The organism is Acinetobacter genomosp. 33YU (assembly GCF_001990725.1).
In the GTDB taxonomy this organism is placed as follows: domain Bacteria; phylum Pseudomonadota; class Gammaproteobacteria; order Pseudomonadales; family Moraxellaceae; genus Acinetobacter; species Acinetobacter seifertii.
Map to the genome: position 1 here is coordinate 218,663 of NZ_LFZQ01000001.1, position 24,091 is coordinate 242,753.

19 protein-coding genes and 1 pseudogene are annotated in these 24,091 nt (G+C 38.6%); 12 read left to right on the top strand and 8 right to left on the bottom strand.

Features of this window, described 5'->3' with window-relative positions:
* Positions 1-100: 100 nt before the first annotated feature.
* From AC056_RS01070 to AC056_RS01095, 6 genes and pseudogenes are all read left to right on the top strand, one after another.
* On the top strand, positions 101-1,348 hold the full coding sequence (locus AC056_RS01070) for an MFS transporter (protein WP_139344611.1): 1,248 nt from the start codon (positions 101-103) through the stop codon (positions 1,346-1,348).
* Between the two features lie 80 nt (positions 1,349-1,428).
* Positions 1,429-1,618 (top strand): annotated as a pseudogene (locus AC056_RS19655) (hypothetical protein).
* Between the two features lie 272 nt (positions 1,619-1,890).
* The gene (locus AC056_RS01080) at positions 1,891-3,195 is read left to right on the top strand and encodes a DcaP family trimeric outer membrane transporter (protein WP_077162474.1); all 1,305 of its coding nucleotides are present in this window, start codon (positions 1,891-1,893) and stop codon (positions 3,193-3,195) included.
* 183 nt (positions 3,196-3,378) lie between these two features.
* Positions 3,379-5,028 carry a phosphoethanolamine transferase gene (locus tag AC056_RS01085; RefSeq protein WP_077162475.1) on the top strand — a complete coding sequence of 550 codons (1,650 nt, stop codon included), beginning with the start codon at positions 3,379-3,381 and terminating at the stop codon, positions 5,026-5,028.
* Positions 5,029-5,042: 14 nt separating this feature from the next.
* Positions 5,043-5,717 carry a DNA-binding response regulator PmrA gene (locus tag AC056_RS01090; protein WP_004705846.1) on the top strand — a complete coding sequence of 225 codons (675 nt, stop codon included), beginning with the start codon at positions 5,043-5,045 and terminating at the stop codon, positions 5,715-5,717.
* Positions 5,718-5,742: 25 nt separating this feature from the next.
* A complete protein-coding gene (locus AC056_RS01095; RefSeq protein ID WP_077162505.1) occupies positions 5,743-7,077 on the top strand; it encodes an ATP-binding protein in 1,335 nt (444 codons plus the stop codon).
* On the opposite strand, the gene AC056_RS01100 is transcribed toward AC056_RS01095, so the two are convergent.
* From AC056_RS01100 to AC056_RS01115, 3 genes are all read right to left on the bottom strand, one after another.
* Positions 7,074-7,772: a phosphatase PAP2 family protein gene (locus AC056_RS01100; RefSeq protein ID WP_077162476.1), complete on the bottom strand. Its 699-nt coding sequence runs from the start codon at positions 7,770-7,772 to the stop codon at positions 7,074-7,076. The genes AC056_RS01095 and AC056_RS01100 overlap by 4 nt on opposite strands.
* 259 nt (positions 7,773-8,031) lie before the next feature.
* Entirely contained in the window at positions 8,032-9,219 is a 1,188-nt protein-coding gene (locus tag AC056_RS01105) for an ammonium transporter (protein WP_077162506.1), read from the bottom strand.
* 306 nt (positions 9,220-9,525) lie between these two features.
* Positions 9,526-10,410 (bottom strand): LysR family transcriptional regulator, encoded by an 885-nt coding sequence (locus AC056_RS01115; RefSeq protein ID WP_077162478.1) that lies wholly within the window; start codon positions 10,408-10,410, stop codon positions 9,526-9,528.
* A 117-nt stretch (positions 10,411-10,527) separates the two neighbouring features.
* On the opposite strand from AC056_RS01115, the gene AC056_RS01120 reads away from it, so the two are divergent.
* The 3 genes from AC056_RS01120 (at position 10,528) to AC056_RS01130 (ending at position 13,394) form a co-directional block, all read left to right on the top strand.
* Entirely contained in the window at positions 10,528-11,433 is a 906-nt protein-coding gene (locus AC056_RS01120) for an AEC family transporter (protein ID WP_077162479.1), read from the top strand.
* Positions 11,434-11,561: 128 nt separating this feature from the next.
* The gene (locus tag AC056_RS01125; RefSeq protein ID WP_139344612.1) at positions 11,562-12,578 is read left to right on the top strand and encodes a molecular chaperone DnaJ; all 1,017 of its coding nucleotides are present in this window, start codon (positions 11,562-11,564) and stop codon (positions 12,576-12,578) included.
* 129 nt (positions 12,579-12,707) lie between these two features.
* Positions 12,708-13,394 (top strand): hypothetical protein, encoded by a 687-nt coding sequence (locus AC056_RS01130; protein WP_077162480.1) that lies wholly within the window; start codon positions 12,708-12,710, stop codon positions 13,392-13,394.
* 67 nt (positions 13,395-13,461) lie between these two features.
* Here AC056_RS01130 and AC056_RS01135 read toward each other — a convergent pair whose 3' ends face one another.
* Complete coding sequence (locus tag AC056_RS01135; protein WP_077162481.1) at positions 13,462-16,359, bottom strand: valine--tRNA ligase; 2,898 nt, start codon at positions 16,357-16,359, stop codon at positions 13,462-13,464.
* Positions 16,360-16,555: 196 nt separating this feature from the next.
* Between AC056_RS01135 and AC056_RS01140 the strand changes: the two genes are divergently transcribed.
* The 3 genes from AC056_RS01140 to AC056_RS01150 are packed head-to-tail and all read left to right on the top strand — an operon-like array spanning position 16,556 to position 18,553.
* Positions 16,556-17,233, top strand: a complete 678-nt coding sequence (locus tag AC056_RS01140; protein ID WP_077162508.1) for a hypothetical protein — start codon at positions 16,556-16,558, stop codon at positions 17,231-17,233.
* A 25-nt stretch (positions 17,234-17,258) separates the two neighbouring features.
* Positions 17,259-18,065, top strand: a complete 807-nt coding sequence (locus tag AC056_RS01145; RefSeq protein ID WP_077162482.1) for an SDR family NAD(P)-dependent oxidoreductase — start codon at positions 17,259-17,261, stop codon at positions 18,063-18,065.
* A 53-nt stretch (positions 18,066-18,118) separates the two neighbouring features.
* Entirely contained in the window at positions 18,119-18,553 is a 435-nt protein-coding gene (locus AC056_RS01150) for a nuclear transport factor 2 family protein (protein ID WP_004705860.1), read from the top strand.
* On the opposite strand, the gene AC056_RS01155 is transcribed toward AC056_RS01150, so the two are convergent.
* From AC056_RS01155 to adeJ, 4 genes are all read right to left on the bottom strand, one after another.
* On the bottom strand, positions 18,550-18,984 hold the full coding sequence (locus tag AC056_RS01155; RefSeq protein WP_077162483.1) for a YbjQ family protein: 435 nt from the start codon (positions 18,982-18,984) through the stop codon (positions 18,550-18,552). The two genes, AC056_RS01150 and AC056_RS01155, sit on opposite strands and share 4 nt — an antisense overlap.
* A 7-nt stretch (positions 18,985-18,991) precedes the next feature.
* Positions 18,992-19,342: a YbjQ family protein gene (locus AC056_RS01160; protein ID WP_019457194.1), complete on the bottom strand. Its 351-nt coding sequence runs from the start codon at positions 19,340-19,342 to the stop codon at positions 18,992-18,994.
* A gap of 109 nt (positions 19,343-19,451) precedes the next feature.
* A complete protein-coding gene (adeK, locus tag AC056_RS01165; RefSeq protein WP_004705863.1) occupies positions 19,452-20,906 on the bottom strand; it encodes a multidrug efflux RND transporter outer membrane channel subunit AdeK in 1,455 nt (484 codons plus the stop codon).
* A complete protein-coding gene (gene adeJ / locus AC056_RS01170; protein ID WP_077162484.1) occupies positions 20,906-24,082 on the bottom strand; it encodes a multidrug efflux RND transporter permease subunit AdeJ in 3,177 nt (1,058 codons plus the stop codon). Before adeJ ends, adeK begins: the two co-directional genes overlap by 1 nt.
* Positions 24,083-24,091 lie beyond the last annotated feature (9 nt).

The window sequence follows — 24,091 nt, forward strand, 5'->3', positions numbered from 1 at the left end:
TTTATCTTAATCTTTTGAAATCTGTGCTTCATTGGCAAAATGTAAGACCACGCATGGTATTTCATGTGATTACCGCACAAACAAATAAAAGTAGGTATATATGTTCCGACAGCAAAATCTTTACCTTTTGCTATTTTCCCTATATTGGGCACAAGGTTTGCCTGTTGGTTTTATGACACATGCTTTGCCTGTCATATTAAGAGCTCAAGGTGTATCACTAGCACATATTGGTGGTTTTGGGCTGCTCATGCTGCCTTGGTCAATCAAAATATTTTGGGCACCGTGGGTAGACCGTCATGCGATTTCACGCTTAGGACATTATCGAAGCTGGATTTTACCTACTCAGCTTTTGACGGTGGCCGTACTTTGTGTTTTATCTTTCTTTCCCATTCAAGCCTTAGATCAGCCGCTGTACTTATTTATATTTTTTATTGCACTGTTATTTATGAACTTGACGGGCGCAACACAAGATATTGCAACCGATGCGTTAGCTGTTAATTTATTGCAACACGATCAGCAGCATTGGGGAAATACTTTTCAAGTGGTAGGTTCTCGGCTTGGTTTTATCGTGGGTGGGGGAGCTGTGCTGTGGTGTCTAGACTGGTTGTCATGGCAGCCGACATTTTTATTACTAGCTGCTTTAGTCTTCGTCAATACGCTACCGGTTTTACTATTTAAAGAACCTGTTCATAGTTCTCATTCTATTAATGAACCTAGCCAGCTAAATTTGGTCACCAAAATTAAGGCTTATTTGAGTTATTTTTCTCAAAATAAAGAACTTCGATCTTGGTTAATGGTACTTATCACTTTTAAAGTGGCCGATGGCTTAGCTGGGCCGTTACTCAAACCCTTAATGGTTGATATGGGATTAAGTTTTACCCAAATTGGTGTTTACATCACTATGCTAGGCGCTGTAGCTGCTTTAGTGGGGGCATTTATTGCAGGGTGGGTATTAAAGTATTTTTCTAGACCAACTACATTAATTAGTTTTTCAATATTAAAAATTATGAGTTTAGGTGCTTATGTTTATTTGGCTTATGCTTACGAGCAAAAGATAAAAATAAATGCATGGCTTATCTATACTATAAATGCTTTAGAAGATGCCTTTGCCGCGATGTTACTCGTTGTAATGTTAACCTTAGTCATGCATTACAGTCGAAAGAACTATGCCGGCACTGATTTTACTTTCCAAGTTTCGGTCATGGCGACCGTAAGTGGTGGGCTTTATACTTTGAGTGGTGTTATTGGAGATGTACTTGGTTATTTCCATTATTTGATAGCTATTGTCACTATTGCTGTACTATTTTTAATTCCTATTTACGTATGGAAAGCAACAAAAACTGTATAAAAAATGATATTAAGTCGATGAAATAAAGAGACTTAAATCAGCTTAAGTTATGTTAAAAAATGGTGGTTATGTATTTAGTCATTCTTTTAAAAATGTATATTTTTAGCTATTCAAATGGCTTATTAATTGTGCCATCTTGTTTGAATAGCAAATGGAGGCTAGATGGAGAAAAGGGATGCGGATAACAAGAAAAATCATGTGAATCAATCGATTTGGATAAAAGAATATTCAATTAGACTGTATATTAGCCTAAAGTCTAAAAAAGAATAATGAAATAATGATTTAATCATTCTATAAGATAAGAGAGTTGTGTAGGATTCGTTACAACATGAAGTTAAGGTAAAAGTTCTGTAAACAAAAAGCTGTTTTGATGTTTTTGATTTGGAATTTTTAATCTTACCCAGCGTTAAAATTGGTTTTGATTGCGGTAATAAAATTAATGCAATCAAATTTGGAGAAGAGTTGATTTTTTAGTGCTCAATGGTCACACGAATCAACTTGGCATGGATAAGCGACATAAAATATATTTTTAGGAGTTTTTGATGGATCTATTCCTTAATCGTAAATCGTTTGTTGTTAAAAGTTTAGCTATTACAGTAACAGCTTTAATGATGAGTGGGGCAAATGCGGCAACCTCTGAAAAAGAGGAAATTCAAAAACTTCGTCAAGAAGTTGAAGCATTAAAAGCATTAGTTAAAGAACAGCGTCAAGTACAACAGCAGCAGCAACAAGTACAGCAACAACAGCAAGTACAGTTAGCTGAAGTTAAAGCACAGCCACAACCAGTTGCTGCGCCAGCTTCGCCATTAGCTGGATTTAAATCTAAAGCTGGTGCTGATGTAAACCTTTATGGTTTTGTTCGTGGTGATGCTAACTACATTATCGAAGGTGCAGATAATGACTTTGCTGACGTTAGTAAGACTGATGGTAAAACACACGATAAATTACGTGCAACTGCTAAAACTACACGTCTTGGTTTAGATTTTACTGCTCCAGTAAATGATGCTAAAGTGGGCGGTAAACTCGAAGTTGACTTTGCTGGTTCAACAACAGATTCAAATGGTTCATTGCGTATTCGCCATGCTTACTTAACGTATAATGACTGGTTATTTGGTCAAACGACATCTAATTTCTTATCAAGCCATGCACCAGAAATGATCGACTTCTCGACAAACGTCGGTGGTGGTACTAAACGTGTACCGCAAGTACGCTATGGTTACAAGTTAGGACCAACTACACAATTGTTTATTTCTGCTGAAAAAGGCGATAGCACTTCTGCGGCAACTGGCGATAGTATCAAGTATAGCTTACCTGCATTAACTGCTAAAATTACTCAAGGTTATGCAGACGGTAGAGGTTCTGCATCAGCTCGTGCTTTAGTGGAAAATTATAAATCATCAATTGGTGATGATAATAAAACTGGCTGGGGTATTGCTGCGGGTACAGACTTTAAAGTTTCTGATCCTCTAAAACTATTTGCTGATGTTTCATATGTAGTTGGTGATAGTAGCTATTTATACGGTAGTAACGCTGCCTATACATTGGTAAATAACAATATCGAGCAAAATAAATTTGTTGCTGTACAAGTAGGTGGTACTTATAAAATTCTACCTAACTTACGCTCAACTTTAGCGTACGGTGCAGAATTTGCTGATGATGGCACTGATTATGCTAAAGCGTATACAGCTGGTAATGAAAAAGTTCAGCAAGCTTGGATCAACGTTATCTATTCACCTGTTAAGCCAATTGACTTAGGTCTTGAATATATCAACGGTAAGCGTGATACATTTGCGGGCCAGTCTTACAAAGATAACCGTATTGGTTTAATGGCTAAATATAGCTTCTAATTTTTCAAAGATTTAAGTCTGAAAAAGTCGAGGTTCTAGTTAACCTCGACTTTTTATTTGTAGTTGAGTTAAATAATACTAAGCGCTTAAAAATGGTTTATACCGGTCATTCTATTATTTAAGTCATTTTTAAGTTTCAATTTTTACATTAGAAGATCATAAAAAAGGTCGTAGTAACCAGAGATGCTGAGTTTTTTTTCTAAATTAAGAAATAAGCAGATTTCCCTGTTTATGTTCAACGTCATTATAGCCATTTGGTTAGGAGCAATTCTAAATATTGGTTTTTATAAGAAAGTTCACCTGTTAACACCATATTTAGGTATAAAAGCAACCTTATTTTTAGCGGCTACCGTAGTGATTGTTGTTGCTACCTATTATGCAGCTTTACAAATTTTAAACTGGAAATGGACGGCCAAATTTTTTGCCATTTTGTTGGTATTTATTGGTGGATTTAGCTCATATTTTGTAAATACTTTGGGTGTGATTGTTTCACCTGACCAAATTCAAAATATTGTACAAACAGATGTCTCTGAAGCTACAGATTTACTTTCTTTGCGTTTTGCACTCTGGACTATTTTCTTTGTTGTTTTACCTATATTTTTGATTACTCAGGTCAAACTCAAATCAGAAAAAATACTTCCGCTTTTACTTAAAAAAGTACTTTCAATTGCTCTTGCATTTGCGGTCGTAGGTGGTTTGCTGTTTACTTATTATGTCGATTTTGCAGCAATATTTAGAGAGCATCGTGATTTAAAAGGAATGATATCACCTCAGAATACCATTTCTTCGGTCATGTCTTATTATCGTAAAAAAGCACCTAAGAAAAATCTTCCACTTGTGAAATATGGTGAAGATGCTCATCAAGTGCAGCAAACTCAGAAAGATTTACCTAAGCTTATGGTGCTTGTAGTGGGTGAAACCGCACGTGCTGAAAGCTTCTCGCTTAATGGTTATGCCAAAAATACAAATCCAGAGCTTTCTAAACAAGATATTTTAAACTTTTCACAAGTGACATCCTGTGGTACGGCAACAGCAGTTTCTGTGCCATGTATGTTCTCTGGTATGTCACGTGCTGATTATGATGAGCAATTAGCGGGTCACCGCGAAGGATTACTGGATATTGCTAAACGTGCAGGCTATCAAGTGACTTGGATTGATAATAACTCAGGTTGTAAAGGTGCATGCGATCGCGTTGAACAATATCAAATTCCAGAAGAGTTAAAGCAAAAGTGGTGTAAAGATGATGAATGTCTTGATGGCATTCTGGTTGATAGCTTAAAACAGTATTTGGCTTCTATTCCAAAAGATGATAAGCGTCCACGTTTAGTTGTATTACATCAGATGGGTAGCCACGGGCCAGCATATTACAAGCGTGCACCTGATGGATTCCAACCATTTAAACCAACTTGTGATACCAATGCGATACAGGGTTGCTCGCCAGCTGAACTCGTAAATACTTACGATAATACAATCGTATATACAGACCATGTATTGAACCAAATGATTAATACTTTAAAAGAAGTATCGAATTATCAAACAGGTTTCTGGTATTTATCTGATCATGGTGAGTCTACAGGTGAACATGGTATGTATTTACATGGTTCACCGTATTCAATCGCACCGAGCCAACAAACGCATATCCCAATGATTATGTGGTTCTCTGATGGCTGGAAACAACATAATCTTGCTCAAGTAAATTGTTTAAACCAACAAACCAAACAAAAGTTAAGTCAGGATAATTTATTCCCAAGTTTGTTAAGTTTGTTAGATGTAAAAACTCAGGTCATCAACCCTCAACTCGACATGTTGCACTCTTGTGCCAATGTAAACTAAAGCGAGCCTAGAACATGACAAAAATCTTGATGATTGAAGATGATTTTATGATTGCAGAGTCAACGACTACGTTGCTGCAATATCATCAATTCGAGGTGGAATGGGTCAATAACGGTTTAGATGGTTTGGCCCAACTGGCAAAGAATAAGTTTGATCTCATTCTTTTAGACTTAGGCTTGCCAATGATGGATGGTATGCAGGTGTTAAAGCAGATCCGTCAAAGAGCAGCTACACCAGTCTTGATTATCTCTGCGCGTGACCAGTTGCAAAACCGTGTTGATGGTTTAAATCTGGGAGCAGATGATTATTTAATTAAGCCTTATGAGTTCGATGAGTTACTCGCTCGCATTCATGCGTTATTACGCCGTACAGGGGTAGAGGCTCAACTTGCGAGCCAAGATCAACTCTTAGAAAGTGGTGATCTGGTTTTAAATGTTGAACAGCATATTGCAACATTTAAAGGGCAACGTATTGATTTATCAAACCGCGAGTGGGCAATTCTGATTCCGCTTATGAGTCATCCAAATAAAATTTTCTCGAAAGCTAATTTGGAAGATAAGTTATATGATTTTGATAGTGATGTGACTAGCAACACGATTGAAGTATATGTCCATCATTTAAGAGCAAAGTTGGGTAAAGACTTTATTCGAACGATCCGAGGGTTGGGTTACCGTTTAGGTCAATCATAATTTAAGATTTCGGGACTTCATGAACGTGCATTATTCACTAAAAAAGCGACTGATTTGGGGCACCTCAATCTTCAGTGTGATCTTAGGTTGTATTTTGATTTTTAGTGCATATAAGGTTGCACTTCAAGAAGTCGATGAAATTTTAGATACTCAAATGCAGTACTTAGCCGAAAGAACGGCTGAGTACCCCTTAAAAGCAGTAAGTAGCAAGTTTGACTTACATCGAACTTACCACGAAGAAGATTTATTTTTAGATATCTGGGCTTATAAAGATCAGGCTAATTTATCTCATCGTCTTCACTTACTGGTTCCTCCTGTCGAGCAAGCTGGTTTTTATTCACATAAAACCGCTGAGGGTGTAGTCCGAACATATGTTCTACCGTTAAAAGACTATCAAATTCAGGTGAGTCAACAAGAACGTGTTCGAGAAGCTTTCGCATGGGAGCTTGCGGGCAGCATGTTCATTCCTTATTTAATTATTTTACCTTTTGCGATATTTGCCTTGGCCGCTATTATTAGTCGTGGTTTAAAACCAATAGATGATTTTAAAAATGAGTTAATGGAACGAGATTCTGAGGAATTGACACCAATTGAGGTGGATAATTATCCTCAGGAACTTTTGCCTACCATTGATGAAATGAATCGTCTGTTCGACCGTATTTCTAAAGCACAAAATGAACAGAAGCAATTCATTGCAGATGCTGCTCATGAACTACGAACACCTGTTACTGCACTGAACTTACAAACCAAGATTTTGCTAAGTCAGTTCCCTGAACATGAGTCGTTGCACAACTTAAGCAAGGGATTGGCACGTATTCAGCATCTAGTTACACAGCTTTTGGCACTGGCAAAGCAAGACGTAACGCTTAGTATGGTTGAACCTACAGGCTATTTTCAGCTTAATGATGTGGCTTTAAATTGCGTTGAGCAGTTAGTTAATTTAGCCATGCAAAAAGAAATCGATTTAGGCTTTGTGAGAAATGATCCTGTTGAGATGCATAGTATTGAACCTACTGTGCATTCGATTATTTTTAACTTAATTGATAATGCGATTAAATACACACCGCATCAAGGCGTTATTAACATTTCAGTTTATACCGACCCAGATAACTATGCATGTATTCAAATTGAAGATAGTGGTGCAGGTATAGACCCTGAAAATTACGATAAAGTACTTAAACGTTTTTATCGAGTACACCACCATCTAGAAGTAGGAAGTGGTTTAGGTTTATCAATTGTAGACCGTGCAACTCAAAGACTTGGTGGAACTTTAAGTCTCGACAAGAGTTTAGAGCTTGGTGGTCTTTCTGTTTTAGTGAAGTTACCTAAAGTACTACATGTAAATGAAACAAGAGCTTAACTAAGCTCTTGTTTTAATTGTTTTTCGAACTCAAAGCGATGAATACAAATTGCATAAAATAAAATATTGACTGCCCAAACGACCCAACCAGTCCATAAGTTATGACTCAGAAAATGTGCTCCTCGCATCATTTGTGCCCAACCCATCATAAAACCCAATAAAATGCCTGCAATTAAATAAAAGTAAGCACGTTTAGGTTTTTCAAGGCGATAAACAAAATAACAAGTCATGATGATAAAACCTGCGCTAGCATGACCACCCGGGAAACAATGTCCGTGTTTCGCCGTGAAGTCCCAAATATAGCCACCTAAACTGTTAGGATGAACCATATTCCAAGGACATGCATGAGCAGATTGTGACTTCAGTAGACCAACAACACCGCTACCGATCATACTGACAAAAAACATATAACCATATTGCCAGCGATATATTTTTAGCTTTTCTACTTTAAATGAAGCAAGCCAGAGGCCAAAAAACATAATATAAACCGCAGTAATAATATCTTTTACGATTTGATGATTAAGTCTTTCAAGATACCAATTTTCCCGATTAAAAAATTGACCAGTTGAATCAATCCAAGGTTGGATAAGATACATATCAATTTTTCCACCCACTGGAAATACAAATAAGAGTATAAAAAAACTGATGGTAAGAAAAATAAGCTGAAGCTGAAAAAAATGTTTTTGTTGATTCATTGTGTTGTAACATCAATTTAAGCGCGAATTGAAGGCATTACATAAAATAAAACTTAAATTGTTCTTAAACTATTTAATATTTCATCTATAAATCTTAAGATAATATTAAAATTAATATATTTTTCAATATTCTAAATTGATTAAATAAAGACTTAAAAGAATATTTTTTAATCAATAATTAGTGTTTTTATTTAAGAAGTTTTACTTATATAGCGCAGTATGAAGCAGGATATTTAAATCCTGCTTCATAATCGCTGAATTAAAACATACCTTCTTCAGAGTTGGCAGAGATTTTATGAATAGATAAATCTGCACCTCTAAACTCATCTTCTTGAGATAAACGAATACCAATAGTTGCTTTAAGTAAACCATAAACAATAAAGCCACCAGCGAGTGCAATGGCAATAGCGAGTGCTGTTCCAATCAACTGAGAAATGAAAGATACGCCGCCTAAACCACCCAGCCACTTTTGACCAAATAAACCTACGGCAATACCACCGAATGCGCCGCAAACACCATGTAATGGCCATACACCTAGTACATCATCCACTTTGAGTTTATTTTGAGTATAGGTAAATAGGTATACGAACATTGCACCAGCTACACCACCAATCACAAGTGCACTAATAGGGTGAACAATATCAGACCCTGCACAGATTGCTACTAAACCAGCAAGAGGACCGTTATGTAAGAAACCAGGGTCATTTCTCCCAATTGCATTTGCTGTAATGGTTCCGCCCACCATTGCCATAAGTGAATTAATAGCAACTAGGCCAGAAATGGCATCAAGGCGTTGAGCACTCATTACGTTAAAGCCAAACCAACCTACAATCAAAATCCATGAACCAAGTGCTAAAAATGGAATAGAAGAAGGAGGGTGAGCACTTACGCGACCATCTTTCTTATAGCGACCAGAACGTGCACCCAATAAAATTACAGCAGCAAATGCAATCCAACCGCCCATAGCATGGACTACGACTGAACCTGCAAAGTCGTGAAAAGCTGCACCAAAAGTCGTTTCTAACCACTTTTGTAGACCGTAGTTACCATTCCAAACCATTCCTTCAAAAAAAGGATAGACCAAACCCACTAAAGCGAGTGTTGCAATTGCTTGTGAACGCATTTTGGCACGTTCAGCAATACCACCTGAAATAATCGCAGGAATTGCTGCTGCAAAAGTGAGTAAAAAGAAGCAACGCATGAGGTTGTAGCCATGATCACTTGCTAGGGCTGTGCCGTCATGGAAGAAATGCTGGCCATACGAAATGTAATAGCCAACAAAGAAATAGGCGATTGCAGAAAGGGCAAAGTCAGTCAGAATTTTACTAAGCGCGTTCACCTGATTTTTGTGGCGAACGGTACCAAGTTCCAAGAATGCAAAACCTGCGTGCATGGCTAGAACCAAAACTGCACCAAGTAATAAGAAAAATAGATCTACATTTTGCATAGCATGCTCGAAAAAAGTGCTAAATTCCATTTTGGAACAAATCTGGGTCTGTAAATTGCACCAAAATAGATTTAAGGAATCTAAAAACCTAAGTTTGTCGAAACAAACTCAATTGCATAAAAGTGAATATGCAATAAGCGCACCAATTTGGATTGTAAAATTAGTTTTTGGCGATAAATGGTGCGTTAATTTGCTTAAAATAGGCTGTTATGGCACATTTTTATGATAAAAGTCATCTAATTTGTTTATAAAACGACCTAAATGAGTTCGTTATTAAAATATGAAACAAATTAAATTCTGACTAAATTATTGATTCGACCAAACCTCTTGAGCAACTTCTATAAATGCTTTCACTGCTGGACTGATGTGTTTTTTATTTTTTACTGCAAGGCCTATAGAGCGTTTAAGGTTCGGTTTAAAAGGGCGTTTAACTACGTTTGGATAAAGTGAGAGTAGCTCTTTGGTAATGACCATATCAGACACAATAGACACTCCCAACTGATTGTGAACCATGCTCACAATACTCAAAATTTGTGAAACATAAAATTTAATGTCTGGCTTCACATTAAAGTTTTTTAAAATTAATTCGACCTGATGTCGACTACCCGCCATTGTCATAATAAAAGGGCAATTTTCTAGCTGTGCTGGATCAATATAGAGTTGTTGCGCGAGCGGGTAACCATTCGGAATTAGGGCCACAAAACGGTCTTCAATTAAAGGGAATGTATCGAATCGCTCATCTGGCATAATCAAGAAACCGACCTCAATGCGCCGTTCTAATAACCACTGAGCAACTTCTTTATCTTCACCTTCATCGATATAAATCTCGATTTTGGGGTAACGCTGCCGAAAGGTTTCTAAAATTTCAGGTAATAGATAAATAGATGATGATGCCCCAAAAGAACCAATACGTAATGTGCCTTCGTTTAAACCATGGATCGCTGCCACTTCTTTTTCTAAGGTATCGGAAATACTCAATAGCTCTTTTACATGAGTCAATAACTGCTGACCTGTCGTGGTGAGCTCAATATCGCTTTGAGTTCTTGAAATCAGGTTAATGCCCCATTGTTGTTCTAATGATTTAAGCGCATGGGAAACTGCCGACTGTGAAATTCCTAGCTTTTCTGCTGTAGCAGTAAAGCTTTTTAGTTCAGCAATGAGTGCGAAAATTTCAAGCTGGGTAAAGGTCATGTTGTATTTGTTATGAGTAAAAACTCATTTTATCATGAGTTTTCATTATCTTTAATATATGAGTAAGCCAAGGTTATTGCCAAAAACAGCAAGCCTCAACAAAACTCGAGTAAAGAAATGAATAGCATTGTTTTATCTCTTTTTCCCTTAGTTGCATTAATTGCATCGGGATACTTATTTAAAAAATATCGTTTTTTTAACGATGAGTTTTGGGCGGGGGCAGAGAAGCTCAATTACTATATTTTATTTCCTGCTTTGCTTTTTAGTACGCTATCAACCGCAAAAATTGACTTAAAAAGTTTGAGCACAGCCTTTATTGCAATGTTGATTGTGGTTTTAGTAGTGACTGCCTTTTTATACATATTTCGAATGTTTTGGCACATACCGCCTGCACGTTTTGGTGTGCATGTACAAAGTATGGTTCGCTTTAATACCTATATTGGTTTGGCTTTAGTGACTTCGCTTTTTAAAAGTGAAGGAATGGCAATTCTGGCAATTTTATTGGCGCTTTGCATTCCACTTGTAAATATTATTTCTGTGCTTGCTTTAACTTCTAAAGAACACATGGCAATTAAACCTGTTTTGATTGCACTTCTTAAAAATCCTTTAATTGCATCGTGTGTGGTTGGGGCAGCATTCAATGCACTTCATATCCCAATTTGGGAAGGCTTTACTCAGTTTATTAAGCTTTTTTCAGTGTCGAGTTTGCCACTAGGATTGTTATGTGTGGGGGCAGCTTTGCAGTTTATGCAAATTAAAAAAGACATTGTGGTATTGGCAGCAGATACATTTGCACGACTTTTAGCAGTGCCTGCTTTGGCCTATGCAGTCTGTATGTGGTTTGGTTTACCAAGTTTACAAACACAAATTTTAGTTATTTTCTTTGCACTACCGACGGCTTCCGCTTCCTACATTTTAACCAAAGTTTTGGGTGGCGATAGTCAGCTCATGGCAGCCGTAATTAGCTTTCAAACTCTATGTGCCGCAGTAACCTTGCCATTAGTGATTTGGTGGATTTCTTAAGATATAAACTTTAGATAAGTCACATTCTATTTTCTAAAAATGAATAGGCTGATTCTGATTTAAAGAATGCTTGGCTACCTTCCTCATCTGATTATTGCTACACTTTTTTCTTTTTCAGGTGGATGAGTATGTCCTTTGATCTCAAAGTGAGCTTGCAGCAAAGGTCTGAACCGTCTGTACAGCAGAAAAAACTGAATCGCCTGATTGATAAAATAGAGCAGCAAAAAGTTAGCCTAAGCTCATGGCAAAATGCACAAGCCGAGATTCAACAGCACATACGGCAAAAACTGATGCCTGTGTATGGCGATTTGCATGAAGTATTATTCCAACAGTTAGAGCAACTCTGGAATATGCTGCATAGCCATGAGTTTTCCAAAGCAGATATACAACAACTAGATGAAAAAATTGCCCAGCTTGCACAAATGTTGAAGCGCTCCAAAATGCTCTCTACTGAACAGTTGGAGTTAGTAAAGCAGATAGATACCTTTTATGAGCAACATGCGGGGGAGTCGGTAAAAAAGAATAAAAAAGCTCAATCAATAAAATCTGAATATGAAGAAAGTGCTGAGCAAGGTTTAGAGTTAGAAGAAGACTTTGAACAGTATGCTGCTGAGCAACAACAAGCGCGAGAACAAGCCAAACAGCAAAGACAGCAACAGAAACGTGAACAAGCTGAGCAAATGGCAGCGCAGTCACTCAAAACAGTTTATTTAAAAATTGCCGCGATGATTCACCCAGACCGTGAGCAAGATGAAACCAAAAAAGAAGAAAAAACTGAGTTGTTTCAACAAGCCAGTCAGGCCTACGAAAAGCAGGATTTGTTTTATTTACTTAAACTCCAGTTACAGCTTGAACAGAATAAAGGGCTAGGCGCTAAAGAGTTATCTGCCGAACAGTTGCGATTTTATAAACTTGCTTTAGATGCACAAAGTCAGCAGCTTGAAAGTCAAATTGCTGAGATTTTGGATTCTTTTCAGTTAGCGAAGAATGTAAAAGCAGAGCATGTACACATTAGTGATGTTTATAAAGCTGTAGATGCAGACTGTGTTGAATTAAAGCAGCAGTTAAAGTGGGAAAAGGAGCGTTTAAAGCATATGAAAAAGGTGAGTGGGGTAGAGATGTTGTTGGGGCATGGAGTTTTATAACCTCTCCCTAAATCCTCTTCTAGAAAGAAAGCGGACATAACATATTCTATCCCAAACTCTGTTAGTATTTTGATTGTTTGTGAGTGGTGATTAAATTTAGAATTGAATAAAATTTTAAAGAGACTTTTTATGGGAATAAGTGCTGGTGGTTTAGTTGTACCATTTAATGGGACCTTGGAAAATGCAATAGAATTAGTTTCAGGTTGGAAGAATAGAACTATTAATGTTGTTAGTTTGACTGAGCGAGCGGATTTTGATACGCGATATGATAATTGTATAAGTTTAAAGATTTTTAATAATGTATTGATAATTTATCATGCAGATTTTTTATTTTCTGCAATGGATGATCACTCATTATGGGCAAAGCGATTTAAAGAAAGTAATTTAACAGAATGGGTATTATTTTTTGCTGCTTATGATAGTGGTGGTACATATGGATATTCATTTTTTCAGTATGGGGAGTTTGTACGCTCGGTTTTTCAGATGGTTGATGATTTTAAAATAGAAGGTAAGTTATCTGAATTAGAGCAAAAAATTATAAACGCACCTGTATTTTTTGAATATTTTAATGAGGAAGATGAATCAGAATATTTAGATCTTGAAGGACTTAAAGCTAATGATTTATTAGATGCGAACGGTGATATTCAAGAATGGGCAGATTGTTATAAATGTTATTATTTTGAGGATGAATATGTGGCTGAGCATGACTTAGCTTTTAGATTTTTATCCGAAATGGTAATCGAATATGTAGGATGTGATTTTCTCTACGATACTGAGCACGACCAAATCTATTTAGAAGTTATTCAAGATTATTAGACTATCAAAAATAAAGGGCTGAATAATCAGCCCTTTATATTACAGATTAAATTGTGAACTTTAAAGATTAAAGCGCAGCAATCTGCTCCATATTTGCTTTAACTTTCTCTAACTGAGCAGCAAACTCAGCAAGCTTCGCTTTTTCACCTTCAACAACTGCCGCTGGTGCTTTAGATACAAAGCCTTCGTTTGCAAGTTTGCCCGCGATTTGGTCGTGTTGCTTTTGGATTTTATCCAAGTCTTTTTGCAAACGAGCAAGCTCAGCTTTAGGGTCAATTAAACCTTTCATTGGTACAAATACCGATGCATGGCTAACAACGCTAGAGCAAGACAAAGGTGGTTCTTGGTCTTTATTCAAGAACTCAATGCTTTCAACTTTAGCTAGTGCTTTGAACAATGCTTCAATACGAATGATTTGTTCACGTTCAGCATCAGATGTGTTTTGAAGTAATACTGGCAACAAGCGCGCATTACCTAAGCCTAATTCACCACGAATGTTACGTACTGCACCAATCAAACCTTGAAGCCATTGCATATCTGCTTCAGCTTGTTCATTGATTTTCGCTTGCTCAGGAATAGGGTATTGAGCAGTCATAATCGTTGGGCCGCCTTGACCAAGCATTGGTGCAAGCGTTTGCCAGATTTCTTCTGTCAAATACGGCATTAATGGATGAGCCAATCGTAAAGAAGCTTCCATTACAGCAAGTAATACACGGCGTACTTCAGCTTTACGCTCTTCTGAAACTTCTGCATCGTTTAGAACTGGTTTAGTTAACTCAACGTACCAGTCACAGTATTCATTCCAAATAAAGTCATAAATCGCTTGAGCAGCAAGGTCTAAACGATACGTTGCAAACGCTTGGTGTACAGCAGCTTCAGCTTTTTGCAGACGGCTCATAATCCATTGTTCTGGAAGTTCCCAAAGGTCAGGGCGAGCGTCGGTACCAACAGTTTGACCTTCAACATTCATCAGAACGAAACGAGTCGCGTTCCAGATTTTGTTACAGAAGTTACGGTAGCCTTCAACACGTTTTAAGTCGAACTTGATGTCACGACCAGTGTTTGCAAGCGCACAGAACGTGAAACGAACTGCGTCAGTACCGTAAGCATTAATACCTTCTGGGAACTCTTTGCGCGTTGATTTTTCAATCTTCGCTGCATCTTTCGGGTTCATTAGGCCAGTTGTACGTTTTGCAACTAAGCTTTCTAAATCAATACCGTCAATCAAGTCTAATGGATCAAGTACGTTACCTTTAGACTTCGACATTTTTTGACCTTCACCATCACGTACTAAGCCGTGAACGTAAACAGTCTTAAATGGAACTTGCGATGAACCATCTTCATTTTTCATGAAGTGTAGGGTCATCATGATCATACGGGCAACCCAGAAGAAAATGATGTCAAAACCAGTCACCAACACATCTGTTGGGTGGAAGGTTTTTAAGAAATCATTTGCTGCATCTTTTTGTGCATCGCCAGTCCAACCTAAGGTTGAGAATGTCCAAAGTGCAGATGAGAACCATGTATCAAGAACGTCTTCGTCTTGTTTAAGTTCAACGTCAGCCGCGATGTTATTTTTCGCACGTACTTCTTCTTCGTTACGACCCACATAGATGTTGCCATTCGCATCGTACCAAGCTGGAATACGGTGACCCCACCAAAGTTGACGTGAAATACACCAGTCTTGAATGTCACGCATCCACGCCATGTACATGTTGCTGTACTGCTCTGGAACAAACTTAATACGGCCATCTTGAACTGCTTCAATTGCAGGTTCAGCAAGAGGCGCAATTTTTACGTACCATTGGTCAGTGAGTAATGGCTCAATGATCACGCCTGAACGGTCGCCACGTGGCGCTTTTAAGTCATACGGTTGGATTTGATCTAACCAGCCTTCAGCTTCAGCTTGAGCAACTAATTTTTTACGTGCTTCAAAACGCTCTAAACCAGCATATTCCGCAGGTGCAGTAATAGTTTTAGAAATTTGTTCGCCAGCTTTGGCAATATATTCAAACTCGCCTAAAACTTCGGCGTTTTTGTTGAAGATATTAATGATTGGCAAGCTATTGCGTTTACCTAGGTCATAGTCGTTGAAGTCATGAGCAGGGGTAATTTTTACACAACCAGTACCGAAGTCTTTTTCAACGTAGTCGTCAGCAACGATTGGAATTAAACGACCAGTAATTGGCAATACAATATTTTTACCAACAAGGTGTGCATAACGCTCATCTTCAGGGTGAACAGCAACAGCAGTATCACCAAGTAATGTTTCAGGTCGAGTCGTTGCAACTACGAGATAGTCTTTGCCATCTTGAGTTTTAACTGATTTATCTTCAAAGAAATATTTAAAGTGCCAAAGTGAGCCTTTTTCTTCTTTGCTTTCTACTTCAAGGTCAGAAAGGGCAGTTTGAAGTTTAGGGTCCCAGTTTACAAGACGCTTACCACGGTAAATTAAACCGTCTTCGTGCAAACGAACGAATACTTCTTTAACTGCGTTTGATAAACCTTCATCCATCGTGAAGCGTTCACGTGACCAGTCTACGGACGAACCTAAACGACGAATTTGTTTGGTAATTGTGCCGCCAGATTGTTCTTTCCATTCCCAAACTTTTTCGATGAACTTTTCACGGCCTAAGTCGTGACGAGTTACACCTTGTAAGCCAAGTTGACGCTCAACCACCATTTGAGTTGCAATACCAGCATGGTCAGTACCCGGTTGCCACAAAGTGTTTTTACCCATCATGCGGTTATAACGGGTAAGGGCATCCATAATGGCATTGTTAAAACCATGGCCCATATGCAAACTACCAGTGACGTTTGGTGGTGGAATCATGATACAGAATGATTCACCGTGACCAGAAGGTTTGAAGTAACCTTGTTCTTCCCACGTTTTGTACCACTTCTTTTCGATCTCGGTTGGATCGTATGTGGTGGCAATATTTTGAGCGGTTTGAGCGTCAGACATAGTAGCTTAGATCGAATATGCATAAAAAATTGCATCTATTGTAGCAAAAAAATGCCTCGAAATTAATGTGCTGAAAACAGATAAACGGTTTTGTATTTTTTTCAAAAAACGGTAGATTTATGAAGCATGGAACACAATTTAATCGTGTAGCGGCACGGCACAAAAATTACAAAAGAATTGATAAGGGATGCAACTCATGAGCTACAAAGTTTTCTTAAAAATTTCCGACTCGACCTATACGCAATTTGCTGCGATTCGAGAGAAATTGCACGCTGGGGTAAAAGAAAGCCAATCCAAAGTACTGGGTAGTGTTCTTTCTGATTTATCTTGTGAAATTATTGAGCAGGTGTTCTCGGTATTGTTACAGGCAGAGCAGGATAACTCGGCTATGACTGAGAAACAGCGTCATGAGTCCGAGAAAGTTCTTCAACAAATTTTAGATACTTTCCGAAAGTATATGCCTTGGTCAGTCTCTTTTTTTGGTAATGAGCGACTTTTACCTTTAGTTGATTATATGACATCACTCATGAAAGAACGTGAGCAAGATGTTTATATTACATACCCTATAACCCAACAACTTGTGCAACAAGCCCAAACACTCACCGAGCAAATACGCGCGGGTAATATGCAAAGCGTAGAAGAAGCTTTTCAAACCTTGATTCAAATTGTGGATTTAGGCGTAACAAGCCTAGTACGTGAACCTAAAAAACGTTTAAAATTTAATTTGGTTGTCGATAAAACCCTAAATGGGGTCATTAATATGACAACGCATTTGGGCTATAAACGTTTGGAAAAATTGGGAACGCAGGTTGATCAGACCACAGCAACTCACTATATCAATCACTTTTTGGCCTTCATGCATCAAGCAGCATAATTTAAAAAGATAATAGGAAGTTAAAATGGCCAAACTTGATACTTTGCAAAATAAAGTGGTGTGGATTACGGGAGCATCTTCTGGTTTAGGGAAAGCTTTAGCTGGTGAGTTTGCTTTGCAAGGTGCTCAAGTGATTTTAACTTCACGTCGCTTTGAAGAGTTAGAGGAAGTCCGTGTTGGTTTACTGCATCCAGACCAACATCTATCTGTAGTTGCAGACATTACCAATCAAGAGCAAGTTCAAGAAGCGTATGAGCAGATTTTAAAAGCCAAAGGCCGAATTGATTGGCTTATTAATAATGCGGGTTTAAGTCAACGTGCTTTGATTCAGGACACCACAATGGAAACTGAAAGAGCCATTATGGAAGTCGATTATTTCTCACAAGTCGCATTAACTAAAACTGTGCTGCCGACCATGCTCAAACAAAAGTCTGGTCGAGTTGTATTTGTGTCTAGTGTAGCAGGCTTATTAGGGACACAATACCGTGCAAGTTATTCGGCTGCTAAAGCTGCTATTCATATGTGGGCCAACAGTTTACGTGCCGAAGTTTCAGATCAGGGCGTTGAAGTTTCTGTGATTTTCCCAGGCTTTGTAAAAACCAATGTTTCTTTTAATGCATTAAATGGTGCAGGGCAGCCTCAGGGCCATCAAGATGAAGCAATTGAAAATGGATTAGAAGCAGATGTTTTTGCAGAACAGTCAGTTAAGGCGTTAATGCAAGGGCAAGAGTATATAGTAGTGGGCGGCACGAAAGAAAAACTGGGTGTGATGGTTTCTCGTATGTCCCCGAAATTACTCTATAAAATGATACGAAAAACAAAAGTGAAATAAAAAAGAGATTTCGCCGTGCTAAATTGATGGAAAACCCATATAGAAGGTTCACCATGGATCAAGACTACCATCGTATTTTAGATGTTGTAACGCGTTTTCAATTGGTCTTTGACCAGAAAAATTGGGATGCGTTTGATGAGTTATTGGCCGATCAACTTGAGGTGGACTATTTCCAGTTTAGAGGAGAACCTTTATGTGTGGTGTCTTGTCATGAATTTAAAGGTTCGCGGCAACAAGCTTTGTCGCATTTGCGATTACAGCACAATTTGAGTAATCCTCTTATTCGGATTGAACAAGACCGAGCATGGCTAGAGTGTAATTATCAAATTTACCGTTTTTCGGAAAATGATTATTTTCATTCTTTTGGTCGCTATTATTTTACTTTGGCAAAACAACAGGATAAATGGAAAATTACCGGAATTTGCCAACACTTAACTAAAAATATTGGCAATCCACGTATTCACTTTTCTGCTATGGGGCAGTGCTAGTCTTTGACTGCTGTACCATAAGCAAAAACCTCAACCATTCCGCCTTGCATACCGAGTTCGGTTGTACTCAGCCGAACTCCCATAATATGGTTCGCACCTACACTATGTGCTTGTTGTTTTAAACGAATAATAGCTTCGCGGCGAGCACGCTCAACAATACTTTCATAACTGCTAAGACGTCCACCTAAAATGTTTTTTATAGAAGCCAATACATATTTAAAATAGTCATGTGAAATGACTACATTACTGCTAATAAAATGCCCCAACTGATCACTTGTTGCAAAACGGTTGGTATCAATTCTGATATGGGCAAATTGTTGCTCTTTTTCTAGAAGTTCATTCAAATGCTTTCGCTCAATATGGCGACCAAAAGCCCATCCAATGCTAAAAAGAATGAGAAAAACAACAAGCTGAAAAATAAGATTGTCCATTTTCTACCTATACTTTAAATGGATCTGGTAGATGTGGAGTTTGAGGTTGCACAACGACTGCTGTGCCATATACAAATAGCTCGGAAGCGCCTTGAGCAATGTTTGACGTTGAAAAACGAATACCAACAATTGCATTTGCGCCAAGCTGTTGGGCTTTGGCAATCATACGATCCATGGCTTCTTGGCGGGATTCTTCTAAAAGTTCGGTGTAGCCTGTAAGTTCACCACCCACAATGTTTTTTAAACTTGCCATGAGGTCACGGCCTACATGTTTGCTACGAACAGTGCTTCCATACACAACATCGAGTTGTTTTAAAATTTGATGGCCTGGAACGCTTTCTAAATTACTTAATAACATTGTTTTTTATCAATCGACATTTCTTAAAGATTCAAGATAAAAAATATTCAGATGAGTTGCAATAAAAAAGCCCACCGAAGTGAGCTTTTATGAAAATCAGAATTAAAGCTTATTGCTTTTTCAGTTCAGCACTTGATGGTTGATGTACCACTGTATCTGAAGAGTTTGATTTTAAACCACCACCTAGAGTTTTATATAACTCGATTTGGTTGTTTAAGTTTGCTTGTTGAAGCAATAACAAACCTTGTTCTGCTGAATAAGATGAACGCTGTGCATCAAGAACAGTCAGGTAACTATCAATACCAGCACGGAAGCGAGCATTTGAAAGTGTGTAGTTGCGGTTAGTTGCTTCTACCAAACGTTGTTGTGCTGTTAAACGGTCACCAATGTTGGCACGTGTAGCAAGTGCATCATTCACTTCGCGGAACGCAGATTGAACCGATTTTTCATAATTAGACAATGCAATTTTCTGATCAGTTTCAGAAATTTTTACATTGGCACGACGAGTGCCCCAGTCAAAAATTGGTAAATCTAAACTTGGGCCAATTGACCATGCAAACCCACCAGACTTAAATAGATCACTTAAGTCAGTTGATGCATAACCAGCTGAACCCGTTAAGCTAATGGTTGGGAATAAACGTGCTTTTGCAGCACCAATATTCGCACCCGCAGCGCTTAAGTTATATTCAGCCGCTTTTACATCTGGACGGTTGTTTAACAAGTCACTTGGTAAACCAGCAGTGAATACATTTTGCTGAGCAACACGTTTTACTGGTTGTGTAGGCAACAAGTTTTGTGCAACTGGTTGACCCACAAGTAAGTTCAACAAGTTTTGTGCTTGGGCAATTTGAGTTTTGTAGTTCGCTACGTCATTACGCGCAGTTTCTACAGAAATCTGTGCCTGACGTAATGGAACTTCACTGTCGATACCTACATCAAAACGTTTTTTGTTGAGATTGTAAGAGTCTTGCTGTGCTTTAAGTGTTTGCTCTGCAAGTCGTAAGTTTGCTGTTGCAAACGAATAATTTAACCATGCTTGAGCAACTTCGCTGATAAGACTGATTTGAGTCGAATCGCGAGCACTTTGAGTTGAAAGATAACTATCTAAAGCAGCATCTTTTAGACTACGAACACGACCCCAAAAATCAAGCTCGTAAGCAGTTACACCCAAACCTACTTGATAAGTAGAGTAGGGGTTATTTGGATTACTGCTTGGAGTAACTTGACGAATCGCACTAGCGCTTGCACCAATAGTTGGAAGCTGATTGTTCTTTGTAATCTGATATTGCTCTTGAGCACGTTCAATATTGAGCGTTGCTGTACGCAAGTCACGGTTGTTGGCAAGAGCCAAGTCAATCACTTCGAGCAAACGAGGATCAGCAAAGAACTGCTTATAACCTTGTTCAGCAATAGACGTACCAGAAGCGCTGTTATATGCATAGCTTTGTGGTATATCGGTTTTCACGACTGGTTCTGGGCCGCGCATGCTTTGACAAGCTGCCAAAGCAAGCGCAAGTGCAGATACCGCAATGCTACGACCTGAAATAGACCATACTTTTTGCATCACGATTTATGCTCCTGAGTGTTTATGGTTTTTGGTTTGTACTTAAAGATACTACGAATCCACACATAGAATACAGGGATAAAGAAGATACCTAAGAACGTTGCACTGAGTACGCCACCAAGTACACCAAAGCCTACCGAGTGTTGACTTCCTGCACCAGCACCTGTTGAAAGAGCAAGTGGAAGTACACCGAAACCGAAGGCAAGTGTCGTCATGATAATTGGGCGTAAACGCATTTTTGCAGCATGTAAAGTTGCATCAAGCAAGTCTTCACCTTTCTCTTGCAGTTCTTTTGCGAACTCGACAATCAAGATCGCATTTTTTGCAGAAAGACCGATCACCGCAATAATTGCTACTTGGAAGTAAATGTTATTTGAGAGATTTGGATCTCCTTTAATAATCATACCCAAGTAAGTCAATACGATCGCACCAATGACACCAAGTGGTACCACAAGTAAAACCGAGAACGGAATTGACCAGCTTTCATACAATGCTGCTAAGCAAAGGAATACGATTAACAATGAAAGCGCATATAAGAATGGAGCTTGAGCACCTGACTCACGTTCTTCAAGTGATAAACCTGTCCATTCATAGTCGAAACCTTGTAAGCCCATAGATGGTAACTTACCAATAATTTCTTCCATTGCTTTCATGGCATCACCAGAGCTCACGCCAGTTGCAGGAGTACCTTGAATGTTAACCGATGATACGCCGTTATAACGTTCAAGACGAGGAGAACCATAAGTCCATTCACCAGTAGCAAATGCAGAGAATGGAACCATTTCACCTTTGTTATTACGTACATACCACTTGTTTAAGTCTTCAGGCATCATACGGCTACCCGCATCACCTTGAACATAAACTTTTTTCACACGACCACGGTCAACGAAGTCGTTAATGTATGAACCACCCCATGCAATACGCATTGTATTGTTGATGTCAGCAATGCTCACACCCATTGCGCCAGCTTGAGCCTGATCTACATTAATTTGATACTGAGGTGTATCTTCTTGACCATTTGGACGTACACCCATAAGGCGTTTATCTTGTGATGCAAGACCTAAAATCGTGTTACGAGCGGCGATCAGTTTCTCATGGCCTTGACCACTTGAATCTTTAAGCTGTAAGTTAAATCCAGCAGTTACACCCAATTCAGGCATCGCTGGTAGTTGTAATGGCATGATATAAGATGCGTCTTTAACGATCATATTTAATGCCATACCACGTTTAATTAATGCACCGATTTGAGTTTCTGGTGATGTACGCTTGCTCCAGTCTTTTAACTTAACAAATCCAATACCAGCATTTTGACCAACACCTGTGAATGAGAAACCAGAAACGGCAAAGACAGACTCAACAGTGTCTTTTTCATTCATAAAGAAGTTTGTCATGGTATCAATCACTTTACCTGTGCGGTCAAGCGTTGCATTAGGAGGTAGTTGAACAAGTGTCATTACAACGCCCTGATCTTCTTCTGGTAAGAATGAAGATGGGAGTTTTTGGAACAAGAATACTAAAAGGGCAACTACAACAGCATAAAGAACGCCAGAGAAGATTTTGCCTTTAAGCATGCGACTAACACCATTTTGGTAGCTATGCGACATGCGGTCAAAACCATTGTTAAAGCTTCTAAAGAAACGAGCAAAGATATTATTACTTGGTTCTTTATTCGGATCATGCTGTTTTAAAATAGTTGCACAAAGTGCAGGGGTGAATGTTAACGCTACAATTAGCGATAGAACCATTGCTGTTACAAGAGTAATCGAGAATTGACGATAAATTACACCCGTTGTACCACCAAAGAAGGCCATTGGTACGAATACCGCTGTCAATACACTGGTAATACCCACTAATGCACCAGAAATCTGCTGCATTGAACGAGAAGTTGCCGTAACCGGATCGGTATGGTCTTCGCTCATTACACGTTCAACGTTTTCGACTACAACAATGGCGTCATCGACCAGAAGACCGATTGCCAATACCATAGCGAACATGGTTAAAGTGTTAATCGAGAAACCGAAAATATTAATAACAGCAAATGTACCTAATACAACTACTGGAACTGCAAGCGTTGGAATAATCGTTGCGCGCCAGTTTTGTAAAAATAGGAACATGACGATGAATACCAAAATCACAGCTTCAATTAATGTGTGTACTACACTTTCAATTGAAAGACGGATAAATGGAGTCGTGTCATAAGCCAATTTATCAGCAAGACCTGCTGGATAGTTCTTACGTAATTCAGATAAACGTTGTTCAACAGCAGCAGCTGTATCTAGTGCGTTCGCACCTGTTGCAATTTTAATTGCAAGACCGCCTGCTGGTTTACCATTAAATTTTGAGTCGAACTGGTAGTTATCAGAACCTAACTCTACGCGAGCAACATCTTTTAAACGAACTTCAGCACCAGATGCTGTGTTCTTTAAGAAGATATTTTTAAACTGCTCAGGAGTCTGTAACAAGCTTTGTGCGTTTACTGTTGCGTTAAGTACTTGACCTTGTACGGCAGGTGCGCCACCTAACTGACCTACAGCAACTTGCGAGTTTTGTGCTTGTAACGCAGTCGCAATATCACTTGGAGTGAGTTGATAACTTGTTAGTTTGGCCGGATCAAGCCAAATACGCATTGCGTATGAACCACCAAATACTTGTACCTCACCAACACCAGCAACACGGCTAAGCGGTTCTTTAATTGTCGAGTTTACATAGTCTTTAATGTCTGAGTCTGAAAGGCTGTTATCTGGTGAGTAAAATGCAATAACTTGCAAGAAGCTTGCACCAGATTTAGTAACAGTTACACCTTGACGTTGTACGTCTTCAGGTAGAAGAGCAGTTGCAGATTGCAATTTGTTTTGAACCTGAACTTGTGCAATATCAGGGTCAACTCCTTGCTCAAAGTTTAACTGAATAGATGCCTGACCATTACCAGCACTGTTAGATGAAATATAGCGTAAGCCATCAAGACCATTCATTTGTTGTTCAATGATCTGGGTTACGGTATTTTCAACGGTTTCAGCCGATGCACCAGGGTAAGTCGCAGCAATTGTGACTGTCGGTGGTGCAATCGTTGGATACTGTGCAATAGGCATTTTTGTTAGCGTGAGAATACCCGCCAACATAATGACTAATGCAATCACCCACGCAAAGATGGGGCGATGAATAAAAAATTGTGCCATTCAATCTAC